This is a genomic window from Bacillus sp. AMCV2, assembly GCF_056033925.1.
On sequence record NZ_JBVYIB010000002.1, the window covers coordinates 1,604,138 to 1,625,064 of the forward strand.

Annotated in this window: 20 protein-coding genes, 1 riboswitch and 1 other annotated feature; all 20 genes read left to right on the forward strand. The window is 45.4% G+C overall.

The features are described from left to right. Positions 1-5 precede the first annotated feature (5 nt). The 20 genes from AC0OMA_RS08490 (at position 6) to AC0OMA_RS08585 (ending at position 20,918) form a co-directional block, all read left to right on the forward strand. The gene (locus AC0OMA_RS08490) at positions 6-698 is read left to right on the forward strand and encodes a YggS family pyridoxal phosphate-dependent enzyme (protein ID WP_014479734.1); all 693 of its coding nucleotides are present in this window, start codon (positions 6-8) and stop codon (positions 696-698) included. After that, positions 695-1,150: a cell division protein SepF gene (gene sepF, locus AC0OMA_RS08495; protein ID WP_014479735.1), complete on the forward strand. Its 456-nt coding sequence runs from the start codon at positions 695-697 to the stop codon at positions 1,148-1,150. The genes AC0OMA_RS08490 and sepF overlap by 4 nt, the downstream gene beginning before the upstream one ends. 6 nt (positions 1,151-1,156) lie before the next feature. Further along, positions 1,157-1,429, forward strand: a complete 273-nt coding sequence (locus AC0OMA_RS08500; RefSeq protein ID WP_003221463.1) for a YggT family protein — start codon at positions 1,157-1,159, stop codon at positions 1,427-1,429. A gap of 60 nt (positions 1,430-1,489) precedes the next feature. Then, positions 1,490-2,263, forward strand: coding sequence for a YlmH family RNA-binding protein (locus AC0OMA_RS08505; RefSeq protein WP_015383612.1), 774 nt, complete (start codon positions 1,490-1,492; stop codon positions 2,261-2,263). Positions 2,264-2,356: 93 nt separating this feature from the next. Beyond that, positions 2,357-2,851 (forward strand): septum site-determining protein DivIVA, encoded by a 495-nt coding sequence (gene divIVA, locus AC0OMA_RS08510; protein ID WP_003221468.1) that lies wholly within the window; start codon positions 2,357-2,359, stop codon positions 2,849-2,851. A gap of 62 nt (positions 2,852-2,913) precedes the next feature. Continuing rightward, positions 2,914-3,140 (forward strand) — a binding site (T-box leader). A gap of 52 nt (positions 3,141-3,192) precedes the next feature. Continuing rightward, positions 3,193-5,958, forward strand: coding sequence for an isoleucine--tRNA ligase (ileS, locus tag AC0OMA_RS08515; protein ID WP_474222036.1), 2,766 nt, complete (start codon positions 3,193-3,195; stop codon positions 5,956-5,958). 144 nt (positions 5,959-6,102) lie between these two features. Continuing rightward, on the forward strand, positions 6,103-6,477 hold the full coding sequence (gene ylyA / locus AC0OMA_RS08520) for a sporulation-related RNA polymerase-binding protein YlyA (protein ID WP_014476755.1): 375 nt from the start codon (positions 6,103-6,105) through the stop codon (positions 6,475-6,477). Positions 6,478-6,579: 102 nt separating this feature from the next. After that, positions 6,580-7,044: a signal peptidase II gene (lspA, locus tag AC0OMA_RS08525; protein ID WP_003245047.1), complete on the forward strand. Its 465-nt coding sequence runs from the start codon at positions 6,580-6,582 to the stop codon at positions 7,042-7,044. A gap of 1 nt (position 7,045) precedes the next feature. Continuing rightward, positions 7,046-7,957 (forward strand): RluA family pseudouridine synthase, encoded by a 912-nt coding sequence (locus AC0OMA_RS08530; protein WP_474222037.1) that lies wholly within the window; start codon positions 7,046-7,048, stop codon positions 7,955-7,957. Positions 7,958-8,139: 182 nt separating this feature from the next. Next, positions 8,140-8,685, forward strand: a complete 546-nt coding sequence (gene pyrR / locus AC0OMA_RS08535) for a bifunctional pyrimidine operon transcriptional regulator/uracil phosphoribosyltransferase (protein WP_003232127.1) — start codon at positions 8,140-8,142, stop codon at positions 8,683-8,685. A gap of 173 nt (positions 8,686-8,858) precedes the next feature. Beyond that, positions 8,859-10,166, forward strand: a complete 1,308-nt coding sequence (pyrP, locus tag AC0OMA_RS08540) for a uracil permease PyrP (RefSeq protein WP_181219114.1) — start codon at positions 8,859-8,861, stop codon at positions 10,164-10,166. Between the two features lie 144 nt (positions 10,167-10,310). After that, positions 10,311-11,225 (forward strand): aspartate carbamoyltransferase catalytic subunit, encoded by a 915-nt coding sequence (locus tag AC0OMA_RS08545; RefSeq protein ID WP_181219116.1) that lies wholly within the window; start codon positions 10,311-10,313, stop codon positions 11,223-11,225. Then, positions 11,209-12,495, forward strand: a complete 1,287-nt coding sequence (locus tag AC0OMA_RS08550; RefSeq protein WP_014476759.1) for a dihydroorotase — start codon at positions 11,209-11,211, stop codon at positions 12,493-12,495. Before AC0OMA_RS08545 ends, AC0OMA_RS08550 begins: the two co-directional genes overlap by 17 nt. After that, complete coding sequence (locus AC0OMA_RS08555) at positions 12,492-13,586, forward strand: carbamoyl phosphate synthase small subunit (RefSeq protein ID WP_181219123.1); 1,095 nt, start codon at positions 12,492-12,494, stop codon at positions 13,584-13,586. The genes AC0OMA_RS08550 and AC0OMA_RS08555 overlap by 4 nt, the downstream gene beginning before the upstream one ends. Next, the gene (carB, locus tag AC0OMA_RS08560; RefSeq protein WP_015252124.1) at positions 13,571-16,786 is read left to right on the forward strand and encodes a carbamoyl-phosphate synthase (glutamine-hydrolyzing) large subunit; all 3,216 of its coding nucleotides are present in this window, start codon (positions 13,571-13,573) and stop codon (positions 16,784-16,786) included. The genes AC0OMA_RS08555 and carB overlap by 16 nt, the downstream gene beginning before the upstream one ends. Beyond that, positions 16,783-17,553, forward strand: a complete 771-nt coding sequence (gene pyrK, locus AC0OMA_RS08565) for a dihydroorotate oxidase B electron transfer subunit (protein WP_017694839.1) — start codon at positions 16,783-16,785, stop codon at positions 17,551-17,553. The genes carB and pyrK overlap by 4 nt, the downstream gene beginning before the upstream one ends. Further along, positions 17,553-18,488, forward strand: a complete 936-nt coding sequence (locus AC0OMA_RS08570) for a dihydroorotate dehydrogenase (RefSeq protein WP_063335330.1) — start codon at positions 17,553-17,555, stop codon at positions 18,486-18,488. Before pyrK ends, AC0OMA_RS08570 begins: the two co-directional genes overlap by 1 nt. Beyond that, positions 18,457-19,176 carry an orotidine-5'-phosphate decarboxylase gene (gene pyrF, locus AC0OMA_RS08575; protein ID WP_322839609.1) on the forward strand — a complete coding sequence of 240 codons (720 nt, stop codon included), beginning with the start codon at positions 18,457-18,459 and terminating at the stop codon, positions 19,174-19,176. Before AC0OMA_RS08570 ends, pyrF begins: the two co-directional genes overlap by 32 nt. After that, on the forward strand, positions 19,173-19,805 hold the full coding sequence (pyrE, locus tag AC0OMA_RS08580; protein WP_322839610.1) for an orotate phosphoribosyltransferase: 633 nt from the start codon (positions 19,173-19,175) through the stop codon (positions 19,803-19,805). The genes pyrF and pyrE overlap by 4 nt, the downstream gene beginning before the upstream one ends. A gap of 144 nt (positions 19,806-19,949) precedes the next feature. Beyond that, positions 19,950-20,055: riboswitch (SAM riboswitch) on the forward strand. A 161-nt stretch (positions 20,056-20,216) separates the two neighbouring features. Beyond that, positions 20,217-20,918, forward strand: coding sequence for a phosphoadenylyl-sulfate reductase (locus tag AC0OMA_RS08585; RefSeq protein ID WP_003221498.1), 702 nt, complete (start codon positions 20,217-20,219; stop codon positions 20,916-20,918). Positions 20,919-20,927 lie beyond the last annotated feature (9 nt).

Below are 20,927 nucleotides of genomic sequence, written 5' to 3' on the forward strand. Positions count from 1 at the left end.
AGATCTTGCGTGTTGTTGATAATTTACGACATATAAACGAACGAATAAACGAAGCATGTAACAGATCGGGCCGCAGCTCCGATGAAGTTACGGTTATTGCAGTCACTAAATATGTATCGCCTGAAAGAGCACAGGAGGCAGTAGATGCTGGCATCACCTGCCTCGGAGAGAATCGGGATGCGGAACTGCTCCGCAAACAGGAATTGATGAAAGGGAATCCGGAATGGCATTTTATCGGTAGTTTGCAATCAAGAAAAGCAAAATCTGTCGTCAATGCGGTTTCCTATATCCATTCCCTAGACCGGCTCTCGTTAGCGAAAGAAATTGAAAAACGGGCTGAAGGTACTGTACGATGCTTTGTGCAGGTCAATACCTCTCTTGAGCCTTCTAAACACGGCATGAAAAAAGAAGAAGTCATTCCATTCATACAGGAGCTTTCCGGTTTCGAACATATCCTTGTTGCCGGGCTGATGACAATGGCTCCGCTGACTGATGATCAAGATCAGATCAGAAGCTGTTTCAGGTCGCTGAGAGAACTCCGTGACCAGGTTCAGAAGCTGAACCAGCCGAACGCTCCGTGTACTGAACTGTCGATGGGCATGTCAAATGATTTTGAAATTGCAATTGAAGAAGGAGCTACTTATATTAGAATCGGCTCATCGTTAGTCGGAAATGAAACAGGGGGTGTACAGCAATGAGTATGAAAAATAAACTGAAAAACTTTTTCTCAATGGAAGATGAAGAATACGAATATGAATATATTGAGACAGAGCGGGAATCTCATGAGGAGCATGAGCAAAAAGAAAAGCCGGCTTATACGGGGAATAAACCTTCGGGCAAACAGAATGTAGTGAGCTTGCAAAGTGTTCAGAAATCCTCTAAAGTGGTGTTGAGTGAGCCGCGCGTTTATGCGGAGGCGCAGGAAATAGCCGACCATTTGAAGAACCGGCGGGCAGTTGTCGTCAATCTTCAGCGGATACAGCATGACCAGGCGAAGCGGATTGTTGACTTTTTAAGCGGAACCGTTTATGCCATCGGCGGCGATATTCAAAGAATCGGCTCAGATATTTTCCTCTGCACGCCTGACAACGTAGATGTATCAGGCACAATTTCTGAGCTCATATCTGAAGACGAACATCAGAGGTGGTAAAGCGAGATGATCCTTTATCAAGTTTTTTCGGTTTTAAGCTTATTAATTACAATATACTCATTTGCCCTGATCATATATATTTTTATGTCATGGGTGCCGAGTACGAGGGAAACAGCAGTCGGGCGTTTTTTGGCTTCGATTTGTGAACCATATCTCGAACCATTCAGAAAAATCATCCCTCCGATTGCAATGCTGGATATTTCACCAATCGTAGCAATACTTGTGCTTCGGTTTGCGACAACCGGCTTGTGGGGACTTTATCGCATGATTGCGTTTTAATGTGACAGTTTGATAGGGGCTTGGCAGCAGCCAAGCCTCTTTACATAGAAGGGAAAGACGATGAGCGATATATATCAGCACTTCAGAAAAGACGAGCGGGCCTTTATTGATCAAGCGCTCGAATGGAAAAGAATTGTCCAGGAGCAGTACCGGATGAAGCTGACCGACTTTTTAGATCCCCGAGAGCAGGTCATCCTCTCTGCTGTTACGGGACAGGCTGATGTCGGGCTTGCTTTTTCCGGCGGCTATGACAGAGCGGAGCGAAAACGGGCGATTCTGTATCCAGAGTACATTACTCCGGAAGAATCGGATTTTGAATTGCAGGCGTTTAACGTCCGTTATGCTGACAAGTTTGTCTCAGTAGATCATCGTTCTCTGCTTGGTGCATTAATGGGCATAGGATTAAAGCGGCAAAAATTCGGTGACATCGTGTTTTCTGAGACAGCAGTGCAATTGATTGTCTCAGCCGATACCGCTGATTTTGTGGCTGCACAGCTGACCCAAGCAGGCAAAGCGGCGGTCAGCCTAGAGAAAATCGACTTGTCAGACCTTAACATTCCAGCAGTGGATGTCGAAATAAGAGATGACACGGTTTCTTCTTTAAGGCTTGACGCCGTCTGCGCCTCTATGAGCAGGCAATCCCGCCAGAAATCACAGACGCTTGTGAAAAACGGCCTCGTGAAAGTGAACTGGAAGGTGGTTGAAGATCCTTCATACATAGTCGCGGAAGGGGACATGCTGTCAATCAGAGGTTTTGGCCGGTGCAGCTTAACAAAAATCGAAGGGAAAACCAAAAAAGACAAATGGAGAGTTACGTTTGAACGACAAAAATAGTCGGTTTTTCAGTTTTTTTCTCCATCTGTGCGAAATTTGTTTTATAATGTGAACTAGATAACCGTACTGAAATGTAAAAATGGAGGTGGCATCATGCCATTAACGCCAAATGATATTCACAACAAGACGTTTACAAAAAGTTTTCGCGGATATGATGAAGATGAAGTAAATGAATTCCTAGCCCAAGTCAGAAAAGATTACGAAATTGTTCTCCGCAAGAAAACTGAGCTTGAAGCGAAAGTCAATGAGCTAGATGAAAGAATCGGACACTTTGCCAATATTGAGGAAACATTGAATAAATCCATTTTAGTTGCTCAAGAAGCGGCTGAAGACGTAAAACGCAATTCTCAAAAAGAGGCAAAGCTGATTGTTCGGGAAGCGGAGAAAAACGCTGATCGCATTATCAACGAATCGTTATCAAAATCAAGAAAAATTGCAATGGAAATTGAAGAGCTGAAAAAACAGTCTAAAGTGTTCAGAACACGTTTCCAAATGCTGATTGAAGCTCAGCTTGATCTTCTGAAAAATGACGATTGGGATCATCTCCTTGAGTATGAAGTCGACGCTGTATTTGAGGAAAAGGAATAAATTCTCTGATTATCTTGACATTTTCTTAGCTTGTCGAATATAATACGTTCATAAATTCAGATGAAAAAACGGTTGAAAGGGACAGTCATGTTTCCTTCAGGCCTTCATAGCGACCCGGAGATGGTGAGAGTCCGGGATGGCCGGAATCATGTAGATCAGCCCTTTAGTTTCCTTGCTGAACTCACAGTAGGTTAGGACGTTCATCACGTTACGATGCTCAAGAGGAAAAAGTGTATGCTTGCTTTTTCTAAAAGGGTGGTACCGCGAGATAAGCTTTCTCGTCCCTTATGGGATGAGAGGGCTTTTTTTATTTTCTGAAAAAATGCAGTGGAGGAATGAAAATGGATTTTAAAGACACGCTCTTAATGCCGAAAACAGATTTCCCGATGCGTGGAAATTTGCCAAACCGTGAGCCTGACATTCAAAAAAAATGGGAGGAAGAAGATATCTACCGTCTTGTTCAGGAACGGACGAAAGACCGCCCGAAATTTGTTTTACATGACGGACCTCCGTATGCAAACGGCGACATCCATATGGGCCATGCACTTAACAAGATTTTGAAAGACTTCATTGTCCGCTATAAATCAATGAGCGGCTACAACGCACCGTATGTGCCGGGCTGGGATACACACGGATTGCCAATTGAAACAGCTCTGACAAAAAACAAAAAGGTCAACCGCAAAGAAATGTCAGTAGCGGAATTCCGCAAACTATGCGAAGAGTACGCTTGGAAGCAAATCGAGGGACAGCGTGAGCAATTCAAACGTCTTGGTGTCCGCGGTGACTGGGAAAACCCATATGTGACATTAAAACCGGAATACGAAGCGCAGCAAATCCGCGTATTTGGTGAAATGGCAAAACGAGGCTACATTTACAAAGGGCTTAAACCGGTTAACTGGTCACCTTCAAGTGAGTCTGCTCTGGCTGAAGCCGAGATCGAATATCAAGATAAACGTTCAGCATCTATTTACGTCGCTTTTGGTGTAAAAGACGGAAAAGGCGTTCTTGAAAACGGCGAGCGCATCATCATTTGGACAACAACGCCTTGGACAATTCCGGCGAACCTCGGAATCTCAGTGCACCCTGATCTTGAGTACAGCGTGATTGCAGTAGGTGAAGACCGCTTTGTCGTAGCAAGTGCATTAGTCGAAAATGTTGCATCGGCATGCGGATTTGATCAGTATGAAGTGACAAGAACGGTCAAAGGGAAAGACCTTGAGAACATTATCGCTGAACACCCGCTATATGGCAGAGACTCTCTCGTTATGCTTGGTGAACACGTAACAACTGATGCCGGAACAGGCTGTGTTCATACAGCGCCAGGACATGGGGAAGATGACTTTATCATCGGCCAAAAATACGGTTTAGATGTGCTTTGCCCGGTCGATGAAAAAGGTGTAATGACAAGCGAAGCTCCTGGCTTTGAAGGCATGTTCTATGATGATGCAAACAAAGCGATCACACAGCAGCTTGAAGAAAAAGGCGCACTTGTGAAGCTTGAATTCATTACTCACTCTTATCCGCATGATTGGAGAACAAAAAAACCAACCATTTTCAGAGCGACAGCGCAATGGTTTGCGTCTATTAAAGATTTCAGATCAGACCTGCTGGATGCCATTAAAGAAACCAAATGGGTTCCTGAATGGGGCGAGCAGCGTTTGCACAACATGGTTCGGGACCGCGGAGACTGGTGTATTTCCAGACAGCGTGCGTGGGGTGTGCCGATTCCGGTATTTTACGCTGAAAACGGAGAACCGATTATTACAGATGAAACCATTGAACATGTTTCTGAATTGTTCAGACAGCACGGATCAAACATTTGGTTTGAAAAAGAAGCAAAGGATCTTCTTCCGGAAGGCTTTACGCATCCTGGCAGCCCGAACGGCACATTTACAAAAGAACAGGATATCATGGATGTTTGGTTTGATTCAGGCTCTTCACATCAAGCAGTGCTTGAAGAACGTGAAGACCTCGTTCGCCCGGCTGATTTATACCTAGAGGGATCTGACCAATATCGCGGCTGGTTTAACTCTTCTCTTTCTACAGCAGTAGCCGTAACAGGGAAAGCGCCGTATAAAGGTGTGCTCAGCCATGGGTTCGCACTGGATGGAGAAGGACGCAAGATGAGTAAATCAATCGGTAACGTTGTTGTTCCGGCTAAAGTCATGAAACAGCTTGGTGCCGACATCTTAAGATTATGGGTATCTTCAGTGGATTATCAGGCGGACGTTCGCGTGTCTGACGCCATTCTAAAGCAGGTTGCGGAAGTATATCGTAAAATCCGCAACACGTTCCGTTTCCTACACGGCAACCTTTTCGATTTTGATCCAAAAACAAATGCGGTGGCTGTCGAAGATCTTCGTGAAGTCGATCAGTATATGCTGATTAAGCTGAACAAGCTGATTGATAAAGTGAAAAAAGCGTATGATGAGTACGAATTTGCGGTTGTGTATCATAGCATTCATAATTTCTGCACAATCGAATTGAGCTCATTCTACCTTGATTTTGCAAAAGATATTGTCTACATCGAGCATGCGGATCATCCGGATAGACGCAGCATGCAGACAGTATTCTACGAAACGCTTCTTGCATTAGTGAAGCTTTCAGCGCCTATCCTTCCACATACGGCAGACGAATTGTGGTCTCATTTAACATTTGTTGAAGAGCAGAGCGTTCAGCTGACCGATATGCCAGAAACAATCGCGGTTCCAAACAGTGAAGCGACTGAAGAAAAATTTGACCGCTTTATGGCTCTTCGTGATGACGTGTTAAAAGCATTAGAAACTGCGCGAAATGAAAAAATTATCGGTAAATCTTTGGAAGCAAAACTGAAATTGTATCCAAACAAAGAAAACAAGGAGCTCTTGGCTTCCATAAAAGAAAACCTTTCTCAGCTGTTTATTGTGTCTGAACTGACAATCAGCGAAGAAAATGAAGCGCCGAACGATGCGCAAAGCTTTGCGACAGGTAAAATCGCTGTCGAGAAAGCGGAAGGCGAAATGTGTGAGAGATCTCGTGTGATTTCAAAAGATGTAGGGGCAAATCCGAAATATCCTACACTTTCATTACGCAACGCTGAAATCGTTGAAAAATACTATCAAAAATAATGCAAAAGAGCCTGGCGTAAAAGCCGGGCTTTTTTTGTGCCAAGAGTGACATCCTTTAGAACGGCAGGAAAAATCTTATGGGCTTTAGATCATCATTCATAGGCAACAATAAAGGTACTACGTTAAGAGCAGGAGTTGTGAAGAATGAATGATCAACTGACCGCAATTTATACGGAACTTCTTCTGATGAAAGAAGAATTACAGTCGAGATTATTTGAGTATTCTTGCTTTCAGGTTTCTACAAGCCCGCAAGCAGCAATCAATCATAAACAAAAAGCAACTCTGATCTATCATATTAAAGAAGAGCTTCAAGACGTTCTCCTTGCATTGTCAAAAATCGAAAACGGCACATTCGGATACTGTGAAGAAACAGGGGCCCCCATTCCTCTTTCAAAGCTGGCGGTGCTGCCGACGGCCCGAACAGCAAACGATTTTCTTTATTCTGTCCAATTTGAGAAAAAAACGCTTCCGATATGGAAATCAACGGATATCGAATATGGTCAGGCACTGTATGAATAACAGTGTCTGGCCGGTTAATATGCCTGATATTTCTTTACTCCAGTGCTTTTTATTGATAAAATGCATAATGGATTAAAGTAACCGTAAACTGGAGGAACGTTTGTGCTGTATTATATGATTGCACTACTTATTATTGCAGCCGATCAATTGACAAAATGGCTAGTTGTTAAGAACATGGAACTTGGCCAAAGCATTCCGATCATTGATCAGGTATTCTATATCACCTCCCATCGCAATACGGGTGCTGCATGGGGGATATTAGCGGGTCAAATGTGGTTTTTCTACCTCATAACAACCGCTGTTATTATTGGTATTGTTTATTACATACAGCGTTATACAAAAGGACAAAGGCTTCTTGGCGTTGCCCTCGGACTTATGCTTGGCGGTGCCATCGGCAACTTTATCGATCGGGCTGTCAGACAGGAAGTTGTGGATTTTATCCATGTTATTATTGTCAATTACAATTACCCGATATTTAACATCGCGGACTCTTCACTATGTGTCGGCGTAATGCTTTTATTTATACAAATGCTGTTGGACAGCGGGAAAAAGAAAAAGGAGCAATAGCATGAATCAAATTGATATAACCGCTTCAGAAGAACAAAAAAGTGAGCGGATTGATAAATTTTTGGCATCGACTGAGAATGATTGGTCAAGAACCCAGGTTCAGCAATGGGTAAAAGACGGACAGGTTGTCGTGAATGGAAGCGCGGTGAAAGCGAATTATAAAATTCAGCCGGGTGATCAGGTGACCGTCACTGTACCCGAACCGGAAGCGCTCGACGTCTTGGCAGAACCTATGGATCTGGATATTTATTATGAGGACCAGGATGTGCTGGTCGTCAACAAACCTCGTGGAATGGTTGTTCACCCAGCACCCGGGCATCTTACGGGCACACTTGTAAACGGCCTTATGGCTCATTGCACAGACCTTTCCGGAATAAATGGCGTGATGCGTCCGGGTATTGTTCACAGAATTGATAAGGACACGTCCGGTTTATTAATGGTGGCGAAAAATGATATGGCGCACGAGTCACTTGTAAACCAATTGGTCAACAAAACGGTCACGCGGAAATATACGGCAGTTGTCCACGGGCTTATTTCTCACGATGATGGCACAATTGACGCGCCGATCGGACGAGATAAGATAGACCGTCAAAGCATGACTGTGACACGTGATGGCAAAAGCGCTGTCACTCATTTTCATGTGCTAGAGCGTTTTCAGGATTTTACGTTAGTGGAATGCCAGCTTGAAACAGGGAGAACCCATCAAATTCGTGTTCATATGAAATATATCGGATTCCCATTAGCAGGCGATCCGAAATACGGCCCAAGAAAAACAATCGACTTTAATGGCCAAGCGCTTCACGCGGGAGTTTTAGGTTTTGACCATCCGCGAACAGGAGAATATGTCGAATTTGAAGCGCCGCTTCCTGAGGATATGGCAGAATTAATCGAAAACCTCAGAAAAAACGGTTGACAGATGGTTTCTTTTCTGAAATAATAAACGAAGCTGAATAGATTCTTTAAAACAGTCCAGAGAGGCTGAGAAGGATAACGGATAGACGGGATGCGTGTATATGCGCGCACCTTGTCCTAAAACCCCTCTATGCTCTGGCAGGAGGGGTTTTTTCTTCTATATGAACTGTGAGGTGTCACACATTGAATCAAAAAGCTGTCATTCTCGACGAACAGGCAATCAGACGGGCGCTGACCAGGATTGCTCACGAAATGATCGAACGCAATAAAGGAATGAATAACTGTATTCTTGTCGGCATTAAGACCAGAGGGATTTACCTGGCAAAACGCCTTGCGGAACGCATTGAACAGATTGAGGGAAATCCTGTTACAGTCGGTGAAATTGATATTACTCTTTACAGAGACGATCTTTCTAAAAAAACGAGCAACGATGAACCGCTTGTAAAAGGTGCAGATATTCCGGTAGATATTACAGATCAAAAAGTCATTCTCGTTGATGATGTTCTGTATACCGGAAGAACAGTCAGAGCAGGAATGGATGCGCTTGTTGATGTAGGCAGACCTTCATCCATTCAGCTTGCAGTGCTTGTGGACAGAGGACACCGGGAGCTGCCGATCCGAGCGGATTATATCGGGAAAAACATCCCGACATCAAAGTCTGAAAAGGTTATGGTTCAGCTTGATGAGGTAGACCAAAACGATCTCGTCGCCATTTATGAAAACGAATAATAGATCACCTTTTTAAGGGCAATCCAGTGAGGTTGCAAAGAGGTGCACAACAAAGGCCCAAAAAGGATTCGGCAGGTCTTTGTATGCCTCTTTGCGTAAAAAAGCAAAGAGGTTTTTTTATACAGTCATTGAGTCATCCTAAAATGAAAGTCAACAATCAGGGGGAAATCATCATGAGTAAGAAAAAAGTAAATTTAGGGGTCAGGGATGTCCCGACACCTTTCTCTTGGGTTTCATTCAGCCTTCAGCATTTGTTTGCCATGTTTGGCTCAACCATTTTGGTTCCGAAGCTCGTCGGAATGAGTCCTGCTGTGGCGTTGGTGACAAGCGGCATCGGAACACTGGCGTACCTTCTTATTACGAAAGGGCAAATTCCGGCGTATCTCGGTTCGTCCTTCGCCTTTATTTCTCCGATCATTCTGGTAAAAGCGACCGGCGGGCCGGGAGCGGCAATGGTTGGAGCGTTTCTTGCAGGGCTGGTGTACGGGCTGATTGCCTTATTGATTAGGCAGCTTGGAACAGGATGGCTGATGAAGATTCTCCCGCCAGTAGTCGTAGGGCCTGTTATTATCGTCATCGGGCTGGGACTGGCAAGCACTGCGGTAAACATGGCGATGTATGCTGATCCGAACGCGAGTGAGTTGGTCTACAGCTTAAAGCACTTTAGTGTCGCAGGAGTTACGCTGGCAATCACGATCATTTGTGCGATTTTCTTACGAGGATTTTTAAGCCTGATTCCGGTTCTGATCGGAATCATCGGCGGATACCTGTTCGCCCTTACTCAAGGGATTGTTAACTTCCAGCCGGTGCTTGACGCGAAATGGTTCGCAGTGCCTGAATTTATTATTCCGTTCAAAGATTATTCACCGTCAGTTACACTCGGCATCGCAGCCGCAATGGTTCCTGTCGCATTTGTCACAATGTCAGAGCATATCGGCCACCAAATGGTGCTGAGCAAGGTTGTCGGACAAGATTTCATTAAAAAGCCAGGTCTTCATCGCTCTATTATGGGTGACAGTGTGGCGACAATCCTCGCTTCCCTGATCGGCGGTCCGCCGACAACGACTTACGGAGAAAACATTGGCGTGCTGGCCATCACAAGAGTATTCAGCGTCTTTGTCATCGGAGGAGCGGCAATGATTGCTTGTTGCTTCGGCTTTATCGGCAAAATTTCAGCGCTGATCAGTTCAGTGCCGTCAGCGGTCATGGGAGGCGTCTCCTTCCTGCTGTTCGGAATCATTGCTTCAAGCGGCCTGCGAATGCTGATTGACAACAAAATTGATTATGAAAACAACAGAAACCTCATTATTACATCAGTTATCCTTGTCATCGGTGTAGGAGGCGCTTTTATCCAAGTGTCTCAAGGCGGATTCCAAGTGTCAGGAATGGCGCTTGCCGCAATTGTCGGTGTCATCTTAAACCTGATTCTTCCGCAGGCGAAGGAAGAGCAGGCAGACACATCTGAACAACATCATATCTAAAACCTTTTAATGAAAGTCCAGAGAGGCTTGGAAGGGTTATGAAGAGAAGGAAGCTTCAATGCTGCCCTCTATTTAACCATACCCCGAGTCTACCTTAGACCGGGGTTTTTTTCAGCCTTAAGTTGAAAAGAGAGGGGAAAGAACATGAAGCATTTAACGACGATGAGTGAACTCAGCACTGAGGAAATCAAAGATTTGCTTCAAACAGCACAAGACCTTAAAAGCGGAAAAACAGACAATCAGCTTACAGGAAAGTTTGCAGCAAACCTGTTTTTCGAACCGAGCACGAGAACGCGGTTCAGCTTTGAGGTCGCAGAAAAAAAGCTGGGCATGAATGTGCTCAACCTTGATGGAACAAGCACAAGCGTGCAAAAAGGCGAAACCTTATATGACACGATCCGGACGCTCGAATCAATCGGTGTGGACGTCTGCGTCATCAGGCACAGTGAGGATGAGTATTATGAAGAGCTTGTCAGCCAGGTGAACATTCCGATTCTGAATGCGGGAGACGGGTGCGGCCAGCATCCAACACAATCACTGCTTGATTTAATGACGATTTATGAAGAGTTCAATACGTTCAAAGGGCTTACCGTCTCCATTCACGGCGACATCAAGCATAGCAGAGTGGCAAGGTCAAATGCGGAAGTGTTGACAAGATTGGGTGCCCGGGTCCTATTTTCCGGCCCTTCGGAATGGCAGGATGAAGAAAATACATTCGGCACGTATGTCTCAATGGATGAAGCAGTTGAGTCTTCCGATGTTGTCATGCTGCTGCGCATTCAAAATGAACGACATCAGTCAGCTGTCAGCCAGGAAGGCTATTTAAACAAATACGGCTTGACTGTAGAACGGGCTGAGCGTATGAAGCGGCATGCGATCATCATGCATCCTGCTCCGGTAAACAGAGGAGTGGAGATTGATGACAGCTTAGTAGAAAGCAAAAAATCAAGAATCTTCAAGCAAATGCAAAATGGCGTATTTATCAGAATGGCAGTGATACAGCGTGCCTTACAAACCAATGTGAAAAGAGGAGAAGCAGCGTATGTCATATCTCATTAAAAACGGCTGGATACTAAACGAAAATGGTGAAAAAACACAAGCGGATATCCGAGTGACTGGAGAAACCATCACCGCAATCGGCAAGCTTGATGCAACGGATAATGAAACGGTAATTGATGCAAAAGGTTTGCTCGTTTCACCTGGGTTTGTTGATCTCCACGTGCATTTCAGAGAGCCTGGCGGAGAGAAAAAAGAAACTATTGAAACCGGGGCCAAAGCGGCGGCACGCGGTGGCTATACTACAGTAGCAGCAATGCCGAATACGCGGCCGGTTCCTGATACAAAGGAGCAGATGGAATGGGTGCAAAACAGAATTAAAGAAACATCATGCGTCAGAGTTCTTCCATATGCATCCATTACGATCAGACAAATCGGCGATGAAATGACAAACTTTGAAGCATTAAAAGAAGCCGGGGCATTTGCTTTTACAGATGACGGCGTTGGTATACAGACAGCAGGAATGATGTATGAAGCGATGAAACGGGCAGCCGCAATTGACAAAGCAATTGTTGCACATTGCGAGGACAACTCCTTAATTTACGGAGGAAGCGTACATGAGGGGACATTCTCCAAAGCGAACGGGCTAAACGGCATTCCTTCTGTGTGTGAATCGGTTCATATTGCCCGCGATGTGCTGCTGGCTGAGGCGGCAAACTGCCATTATCATGTATGCCATATCAGCACGAAAGAATCTGTCAGAGTTGTACGCGATGCGAAAAAAGCGGGAATCAGAGTGACAGCAGAAGTGTCGCCGCATCATTTGCTGCTTTGTGATGAGGACATCCCGGGGCTGGACACAAACTATAAAATGAATCCTCCGCTCCGCAGCGCAGAAGACAGAGCTGCTTTAATTGAAGGTCTTTTAGACGGAACAATTGATTTTATCGCAACAGACCATGCACCGCATACGGAAGAAGAGAAAAACACAGAAATGAAACTGGCGCCATTCGGAATTGTCGGCTTAGAAACAGCATTCCCGCTTCTTTACACACACTTTGTCAAAAATGGCAGCTGGTCGCTGAAGCAGCTGATTGACTACATGACAATCAAGCCATGCGAAGCGTTCGGTCTCCCATATGGAACATTACAAACGGGGCAAGCTGCGGACATTACGTTAATCGATTTAGAAAAAGAAGCAGTTATAGACAAAGAGACATTTTTATCAAAAGGAAAAAATACACCATTCAACGGCATCAGCTGCACCGGCTGGCCGGTCGCTACAATTGCGGCAGGGAAGCTTGCTTATGAAGAGGGGAGACTTGTCAAATGAAGAGACGATTAGTACTGGAAAACGGAGCGGTATTCGAGGGAGAAGCCTTCGGAAGCTTAGAACACAACATGGGAGAAGTCGTTTTTAATACTGGGATGACAGGCTATCAGGAAATTTTATCTGATCCTTCTTACTGCGGACAGATCGTAACATTAACATACCCGCTTATCGGAAATTACGGCATTAACCGTGATGATTTTGAATCCATTACCCCTTTTGTCAAAGGGCTGATCATCAAAGAATTATGTGAGCTGCCTTCCAACTGGCGTTCAGCATACACCTTAGACGAGTATTTAAAAATGAAAAATATTCCCGGACTCCAGGGGATTGATACAAGGAAGCTGACAAGAATGATCCGCTCGGCAGGCGCGCTAAAAGGAACATTCGCTTCATCTGATGAAGATATCGAAGCAGTGCTGAAAAGACTGAACGAAACGGAATTACCAAGAAATCAAGTATCCCAAGTATCAGCAAAAACAGCATATCCGAGCCCGGGAAGAGGCAAACGCATCGTCTTGGTTGACTTCGGCATGAAACACGGGATTCTAAGAGAGCTGAACAAACGGAAATGTGACGTCATCGTTGTGCCTTACAACATTACAGCGGAAGAGGTGCTTCAGCTGAAACCGGACGGTATCATGCTTTCTAACGGACCTGGAGACCCAAAGGATGTGCCTGAAGCGATTGAAATGATTAAAGGTGTTCTTGGAAAAGTGCCATTATTCGGAATATGTCTTGGCCACCAATTATTCGCGCTGGCGTGCGGGGCGAATACCGAAAAAATGAAATTCGGCCACAGGGGCTCAAACCACCCGGTAAAAGAGCTGGCTACAGGAAAAGTTGCCTTAACATCTCAAAACCATGGATATACAGTTTCGTCTATCAGTAAAACAGAACTGGAAGTGACGCATATCGCAATTAACGACGATACGATTGAAGGGCTGAAGCATAAAACATTGCCGGCATTTACGGTTCAATATCATCCCGAAGCCTCACCTGGTCCTGAGGATGCCAACCACCTATTTGACAGATTCATCGAAATGATCGAAACAACAGAGAAAGAAGGGGAAGCGGTATGCCAAAACGCGTAGACATTAACAAAATTTTAGTAATCGGATCTGGACCGATCATCATCGGCCAAGCAGCAGAATTTGACTATGCGGGAACACAAGCCTGTCTTGCTTTGAAAGAAGAAGGTTATGAAGTCATCCTTGTCAACTCAAACCCTGCCACGATCATGACAGATACAGAAATGGCTGACCGGGTTTATATCGAACCGCTCACACCTGAATTCCTGACAAGAATCATCAGAAAAGAGCGCCCAGATGCCATTCTTCCTACACTCGGAGGCCAAACCGGTTTGAATCTTGCGGTTGAGCTTTCTGAAAGAGGTGTTCTGGCAGAATGCGGCGTCGAAGTGCTTGGCACAAAACTGTCTGCAATTCAGCAAGCTGAAGACCGTGACTTGTTCAGAACATTAATGAATGAACTGAATGAACCGGTGCCTGAAAGTGAGATTATCCACTCCCTTGAAGAAGCGGAAAAATTCGTCAGTCAAATTGGATTCCCTGTCATTGTCCGCCCGGCATATACATTAGGCGGAACAGGCGGAGGCATCTGCTCGAATGAGACAGAGTTAAAAGAAATCGTTGAGAACGGCTTGAAATTAAGCCCGGTACACCAATGTCTGCTTGAAAAAAGCATCGCCGGCTATAAAGAAATCGAGTATGAAGTCATGAGAGACAGCCAGGATCACGCCATTGTCGTTTGTAACATGGAAAACATTGATCCGGTTGGAATCCATACTGGAGACAGTATTGTTGTCGCGCCGAGCCAAACGCTCAGCGATCGCGAATATCAGCTCTTGCGGAATGTATCGTTAAAACTGATTCGCGCGCTTGGAATCGAAGGCGGATGTAACGTACAGCTCGCTTTAGATCCAGACAGCTTCCAATACTACATTATTGAAGTAAACCCGCGTGTCAGCCGTTCATCTGCCCTTGCATCAAAAGCGACGGGATATCCGATTGCAAAGCTCGCTGCTAAAATTGCAGTCGGCCTTTCATTAGATGAAATGATGAACCCGGTGACAGGAAAAACATACGCAGCATTTGAACCTGCTCTTGACTATGTCGTATCCAAAATTCCGCGCTGGCCGTTTGATAAGTTTGAATCAGCAAACAGAAAGCTTGGCACGCAAATGAAAGCGACAGGTGAGGTCATGGCAATCGGCCGCACGCTTGAAGAGTCATTGCTGAAGGCAGTGCGATCACTGGAAGCGGATGTGTATCATCTTGAATTGAAGGACGCCGCTGACATTTCAGATGAGCTTCTTGAAAAGCGAATTAAAAAGGCCGGTGATGAACGCTTATTCTACTTAGCTGAAGCGTACAGAAGAGGCTACACGGTAGAAGACCTCCATGAATTTTCCGCTATCGATGTTTTCTTCTTGCATAAGCTGTTCGGAATCGTACAGTTTGAAAAAGAATTGAAGGCGAATGCGGGCGATACAGATGTGCTGAGACGGGCAAAAGAACTCGGCTTCTCTGATCAGTACATCAGCCGTGAATGGAAAATGAAAGAATCCGAGCTTTACAGCTTGAGAAAACAAGCGGGGATTGCGCCGGTATTCAAAATGGTAGATACGTGTGCCGCGGAATTTGAGTCAGAAACGCCATACTTCTATAGCACATATGAAGAAGAAAATGAATCTGTCGTTACAGATAAGAAAAGTGTGATGGTGCTTGGTTCGGGTCCGATTCGAATCGGTCAGGGTGTCGAGTTCGACTATGCGACGGTTCACTCTGTATGGGCAATTAAACAAGCAGGCTATGAAGCCATTATTGTCAATAACAACCCGGAAACCGTTTCAACAGACTTCAGCATCTCAGACAAGCTGTATTTTGAACCGCTTACGATTGAAGATGTTATGCACATCATTGACCTCGAACAGCCAATGGGCGTTGTCGTACAATTTGGCGGACAAACTGCGATTAACCTTGCTGACGAGCTTTCTGCACGCGGAGTGAAAATCCTTGGAACTTCATTAGAAGATTTAGACCGTGCAGAAGACCGGGATAAATTTGAACAAGCGCTTGGAGAACTTGGTGTTCCGCAGCCGCTTGGCAAAACAGCGACATCAGTTGATCAGGCGGTAAGCATCGCAAGTGATATCGGTTACCCGGTATTGGTACGCCCTTCCTATGTACTTGGCGGCCGGGCGATGGAGATTGTGTATCATGAAGAAGAGCTGCTTCATTACATGAAAAACGCAGTTAAAATCAATCCACAGCACCCTGTATTAATTGACAGATACTTGACAGGAAAAGAAATTGAAGTCGATGCAGTATCCGACGGTGAAACAGTCGTCATTCCGGGAATTATGGAGCACATTGAACGTGCGGGCGTTCACTCCGGAGACTCAATCGCTGTTTATCCGCCTCAGTCTCTCACAGAGGACATCAAGAAAAAAATTGAACAATACACGATCGCATTGGCTAAAGGGCTAAATATTGTCGGTTTGCTCAATATTCAATTCGTCTTGTCGCAAGGCGAGGTGTACGTGCTAGAAGTGAATCCGAGATCAAGCAGAACCGTACCGTTTTTAAGCAAAATTACGGGTATCCCAATGGCGAATCTCGCAACAAAAATCATTCTTGGTCAAAAGCTGGCTGCGTTTGGCTATACAGAGGGACTTCAGCCTGAACAGCAAGGTGTATTTGTAAAAGCGCCGGTCTTCTCCTTTGCCAAGCTGAGAAGAGTGGACATTACGTTAGGGCCTGAAATGAAATCAACAGGTGAAGTCATGGGGAAAGATTCGACACTTGAAAAGGCGCTCTACAAAGCCTTGATTGCTTCAGGTATTCAAATCCCGAACTACGGTTCCGTGCTTTTAACAGTAGCTGATAAGGACAAAGAAGAAGGGCTTGCCATTGCTAAGCGGTTCCACGCGATCGGCTACAACATTTTAGCGACGGAAGGAACGGCAGGCTACTTGAAAGAAGCTTCCATTCCAGCGAAGGTCGTCGGAAAAATCGGTCAGGATGGCCCGAACCTGCTTGACGTCATCAGAAACGGAGAAGCGCAGTTTGTCATCAATACGCTGACAAAAGGAAAGCAGCCGGCAAGAGACGGTTTTAGAATCAGACGTGAATCAGTAGAAAATGGTGTTGCCTGCCTAACATCTTTAGATACGGCAGAGGCGATATTGCGAGTGCTGGAAAGCATGACATTCCGTGCTGATCAAATGCCGGCAGTCAACACAAATCAGGAGGCGGCAGTCACTATATGAAAAAAGCGTATTTGACAGTATGTTCTAACCAGCAAATTGCAGACCGGGTGTATCAAATGGTTCTGAAAGGGGAGCTTGTCCAAGGGTTTACAACCCCTGGACAGTTCCTTCATCTTAAAGTGAGCGAAGCGGTTACGCCTCTTTTGAGAAGACCAATCAGCATCGCAGACGTCAACTTTGAAAAAAATGAAGTCACCATCATTTATCGGGTAGATGGGGAAGGGACAAGACTCTTGTCACTGAAGCAGCAGGGAGAACTTGTGGATGTCCTCGGGCCTTTGGGAAATGGCTTTCCTGTTAATGAAGTTCAACCCGGAAAGACGGCTTTGCTGGTAGGGGGCGGAGTAGGTGTGCCGCCTCTCCAAGAGCTGTCGAAACGCTTGAATGAAAAAGGGGTAAATGTCATCCACGTTTTAGGATTCCAATCGGCAAAGGATGTTTTTTACGAGGAAGAATGCCGGCAGTACGGAGACACGTATGTGGCAACAGCTGACGGAAGCTACGGGGAAACCGGATTTGTCACAGATGTGATTAAACGGAAAAATCTAGAGTTTGATATCCTCCTCAGCTGCGGGCCGACACCGATGCTCAAGGCGTTAAAACAGGAATATGCCCATAAAGAAGTATATCTGTCCATGGAGGAACGAATGGGCTGCGGAATCGGCGCATGCTTCGCGTGTGTGTGCCATACAAACGAAAGTGAGACATCCTATGTAAAAGTATGTCTCGACGGGCCTGTATTTAAAGCTCAGGAGGTGGCGCTGTAATGCTAGAGGTGAAATTGCCGGGACTTGATTTGAAAAACCCAATCATTCCTGCATCAGGCTGCTTCGGTTTTGGAAAAGAATTTTCACGTTTTTATGATTTGTCTTGTCTTGGAGCCATCATGATTAAGGCTACGACAAAGGAGCCGCGCTTTGGGAATCCGACGCCGCGGGTAGCTGAGACTGGTGCTGGAATGCTCAATGCGATCGGTCTCCAAAATCCGGGGCTGGATAGCGTGTTGCATAATGAGCTGCCGTGGCTTGAGCAGTTTGATACGCCGATCATTGCCAATGTCGCAGGTTCTCAAGTCGAGGATTATGTTGAAGTCGCAGAGCATATCAGCAAAGCGCCTAATGTTCATGCTCTTGAATTAAATATTTCCTGCCCGAATGTGAAAACAGGCGGAATCGCTTTTGGCACGAATCCTGAGATGGCTGCCGATTTGACAAAAGCGGTGAAAGAGGTTTCGGATGTACCCGTTTATGTGAAGCTTTCCCCGAACGTGGCTAATATCACAGAAATTGCATTAGCGATCGAGGAAGCGGGAGCGGACGGTCTTACGATGATCAACACACTAATCGGCATGAGACTCGATTTAAAAACTGGCAAACCGATATTAGCGAATAAAACAGGGGGACTTTCAGGCCCTGCTGTGAAGCCGGTTGCCATTCGCATGGTGTATGAAGTCAGCCAGGTGGTCAACATCCCGATTATCGGAATGGGAGGCGTGCAAACGGCTGAAGATGCCCTGGAATTTCTTCTCGCGGGAGCAAGCGCAGTCGCTGTCGGAACAGCAAACTTCGTGAATCCTTTTGCATGTCCAGAGATTATTGAACAGCTCCCATCTATTTTGCGCCAATACGGCTATCAATCAATTGAAGAATGCATCGGAAGGAGCTGGAATCATGAAAAACAACCTGCCCATCATCGCGCTTGATTTTGCATCAGGTGAAGAAACACTTGCGTTCTTAGCGCCTTTTCAGCAAGAACCGTTATTTGTAAAGGTTGGAATGGAGCTTTTTTATCAAGAAGGGCCATCGATCGTGAAACAACTAAAAGAAAGAAACTGCGAGCTGTTTTTAGATCTAAAGCTTCATGACATCCCGACTACTGTAAACAAAGCGATGAAGCGCCTTGCCAGTCTTGGAGTAGACCTCGTCAATGTTCATGCGGCCGGGGGCAAAAAAATGATGCAGGCAGCTCTCGAAGGCTTAGAAGAAGGTACGCCGACTGGAAAAAAACGTCCGTCACTTATCGCGGTAACCCAGCTGACAAGCACATCTGAACAAATCATGAAAGATGAACTGCTGATTGAAAAGTCTCTGATTGATACGGTTGTGCACTACAGCAAACAGGCGGAAGAAAGCGGACTGGATGGAGTGGTCTGCTCTGTTCATGAAGCAAAAGCCATTTACCAAGCGGTGTCGCCTTCATTTCTGACTGTCACTCCGGGGATCAGAATGGCAGAGGACGCTGCGAATGACCAAGTCCGCGTAGCGACGCCTGCCATTGCAAGAGAGAAAGGTTCATCAGCGATTGTAGTAGGACGCTCGATTACAAAAGCGGAAGACCCGGTAAAAGCCTATAAGGCTGTCAGACTTGAATGGGAGGGAATCAAATCTTGAAACAAATCATCGCAAAACATCTATTAGACATCCAAGCTGTATTTTTACGCCCGAACGAGCCGTTCACATGGGCAAGCGGCATTTTATCACCAATCTACTGTGACAACCGCCTTACGCTATCTTTCCCAGAGGTCAGAAACGAAGTTGCCTCAGGTATCAGCAAGCTTGTCAAAGAGCATTTTCCTGAAGCTGAAATGATTGCGGGAACAGCAACTGCCGGTATTCCTCATGCTGCTCTTGCGGCTGACCGTTTGAATCTTCCGATGTGTTATGTGAGGAGCAAGCCGAAGGCGCACGGAAAAGGCAATCAGATTGAGGGAGCTGTGCAAGAAGGGCAAAAAACAGTCGTCATTGAAGACTTAATTTCCACAGGAGGCAGCGTGCTTGAAGCTTGTGCAGCTCTACAAGCGGCCGGCTGTGAAGTGCTTGGTGTCGTCTCAATCTTTACGTACGGACTTCCAAAAGCGGAGGAAGCCTTCGCAAAGGCAGAACTGCCATACTACTCATTAACTGATTATGATACGCTCACAGAGGTCGCGCTTGAAAACGGAAATATTCATTCAGATGATCTAAAAAAGCTGCAAACATGGAAACGAAATCCCGAGTCAAAAGATTGGTTTAAAAAATAAAAAATAAATTCAAATGATGTAAAGAGGCTTCAAAGCCTTGCTGTACTTGAAAACAGGCTATGAGGCCTGTTTTTTTATTAATCCTATAAAAAAAGTCGGGTTGACTTATGTTAGAATTGTGCTAAAATTTACTACAAATCTAAAAACTTATCAAGAGCGGCTGAGGGACTGGACCTATGAAGCCCGGCAACCTGCATAGTTTGTAAGGTGCTACTTCCAGCAAAATGAATTCCATTTTGAAAGATAAGGGCTGCATGCTGTTCCTGTCTTTCTTTCCGCCGGATTGAAAGTTTTTTATTTTAAGAGGTAAAAAGGCTATCTGTATATCAGCAGCCGCGAATCACATTACATGGGAAAAGACAACCGGCAGAAAGCTACTGTTTGTTTGTCTCCGAAAGGAGGAAAGAAGAAATGTTAACGTATGATAATTGGGAAGAACCAACGATTACATTTCCGGAAGACGATCCTTATAAAGGAGCGCTGTCAGTTTTAAAATGGGCATACGGCCATTACGGCAATCAGCTTGTTTATGCCTGCAGTTTCGGAATTGAGGGAATCGTTCTGATTGACTTAATTTATAAAGTGAAAAAAGACGCAGAGATTGTGTTTCTTGATACAGGACTTCATTTTAAAGAAACCTATGAAACAATTGAACGAGTGAAAGAGCGTTATCCGGGTCTTAATATCATCCTGAAAAAACCAGACCTCACCCTTGAGGAACAAGCCGAAGAACATGGTGACAAGCTGTGGGAAAGAGAGCCGAATCAGTGTTGCTATCTTAGAAAGGTCGTTCCTTTAAGAGAGGCGCTTTCAGGACATCCAGCCTGGCTTTCCGGCCTGCGCCGTGATCAAGGGCCAAGCCGTGCCAATACGAATTTCTTAAACAAAGATGAAAAATTCAAGTCAGTAAAAGTTTGCCCGCTTATCCATTGGACTTGGAAAGACATTTGGAGATACACATCCCGGAATGAACTGGACTACAATCCGCTTCATGACCAAGGATATCCAAGTATTGGCTGTGCGCCTTGCACTGCTCCCGCTTTTACAGCAGAGGATTTGCGCTCAGGCAGATGGAATGGTATGGCGAAAACAGAATGCGGACTGCATGAATAAGGAGCTGCA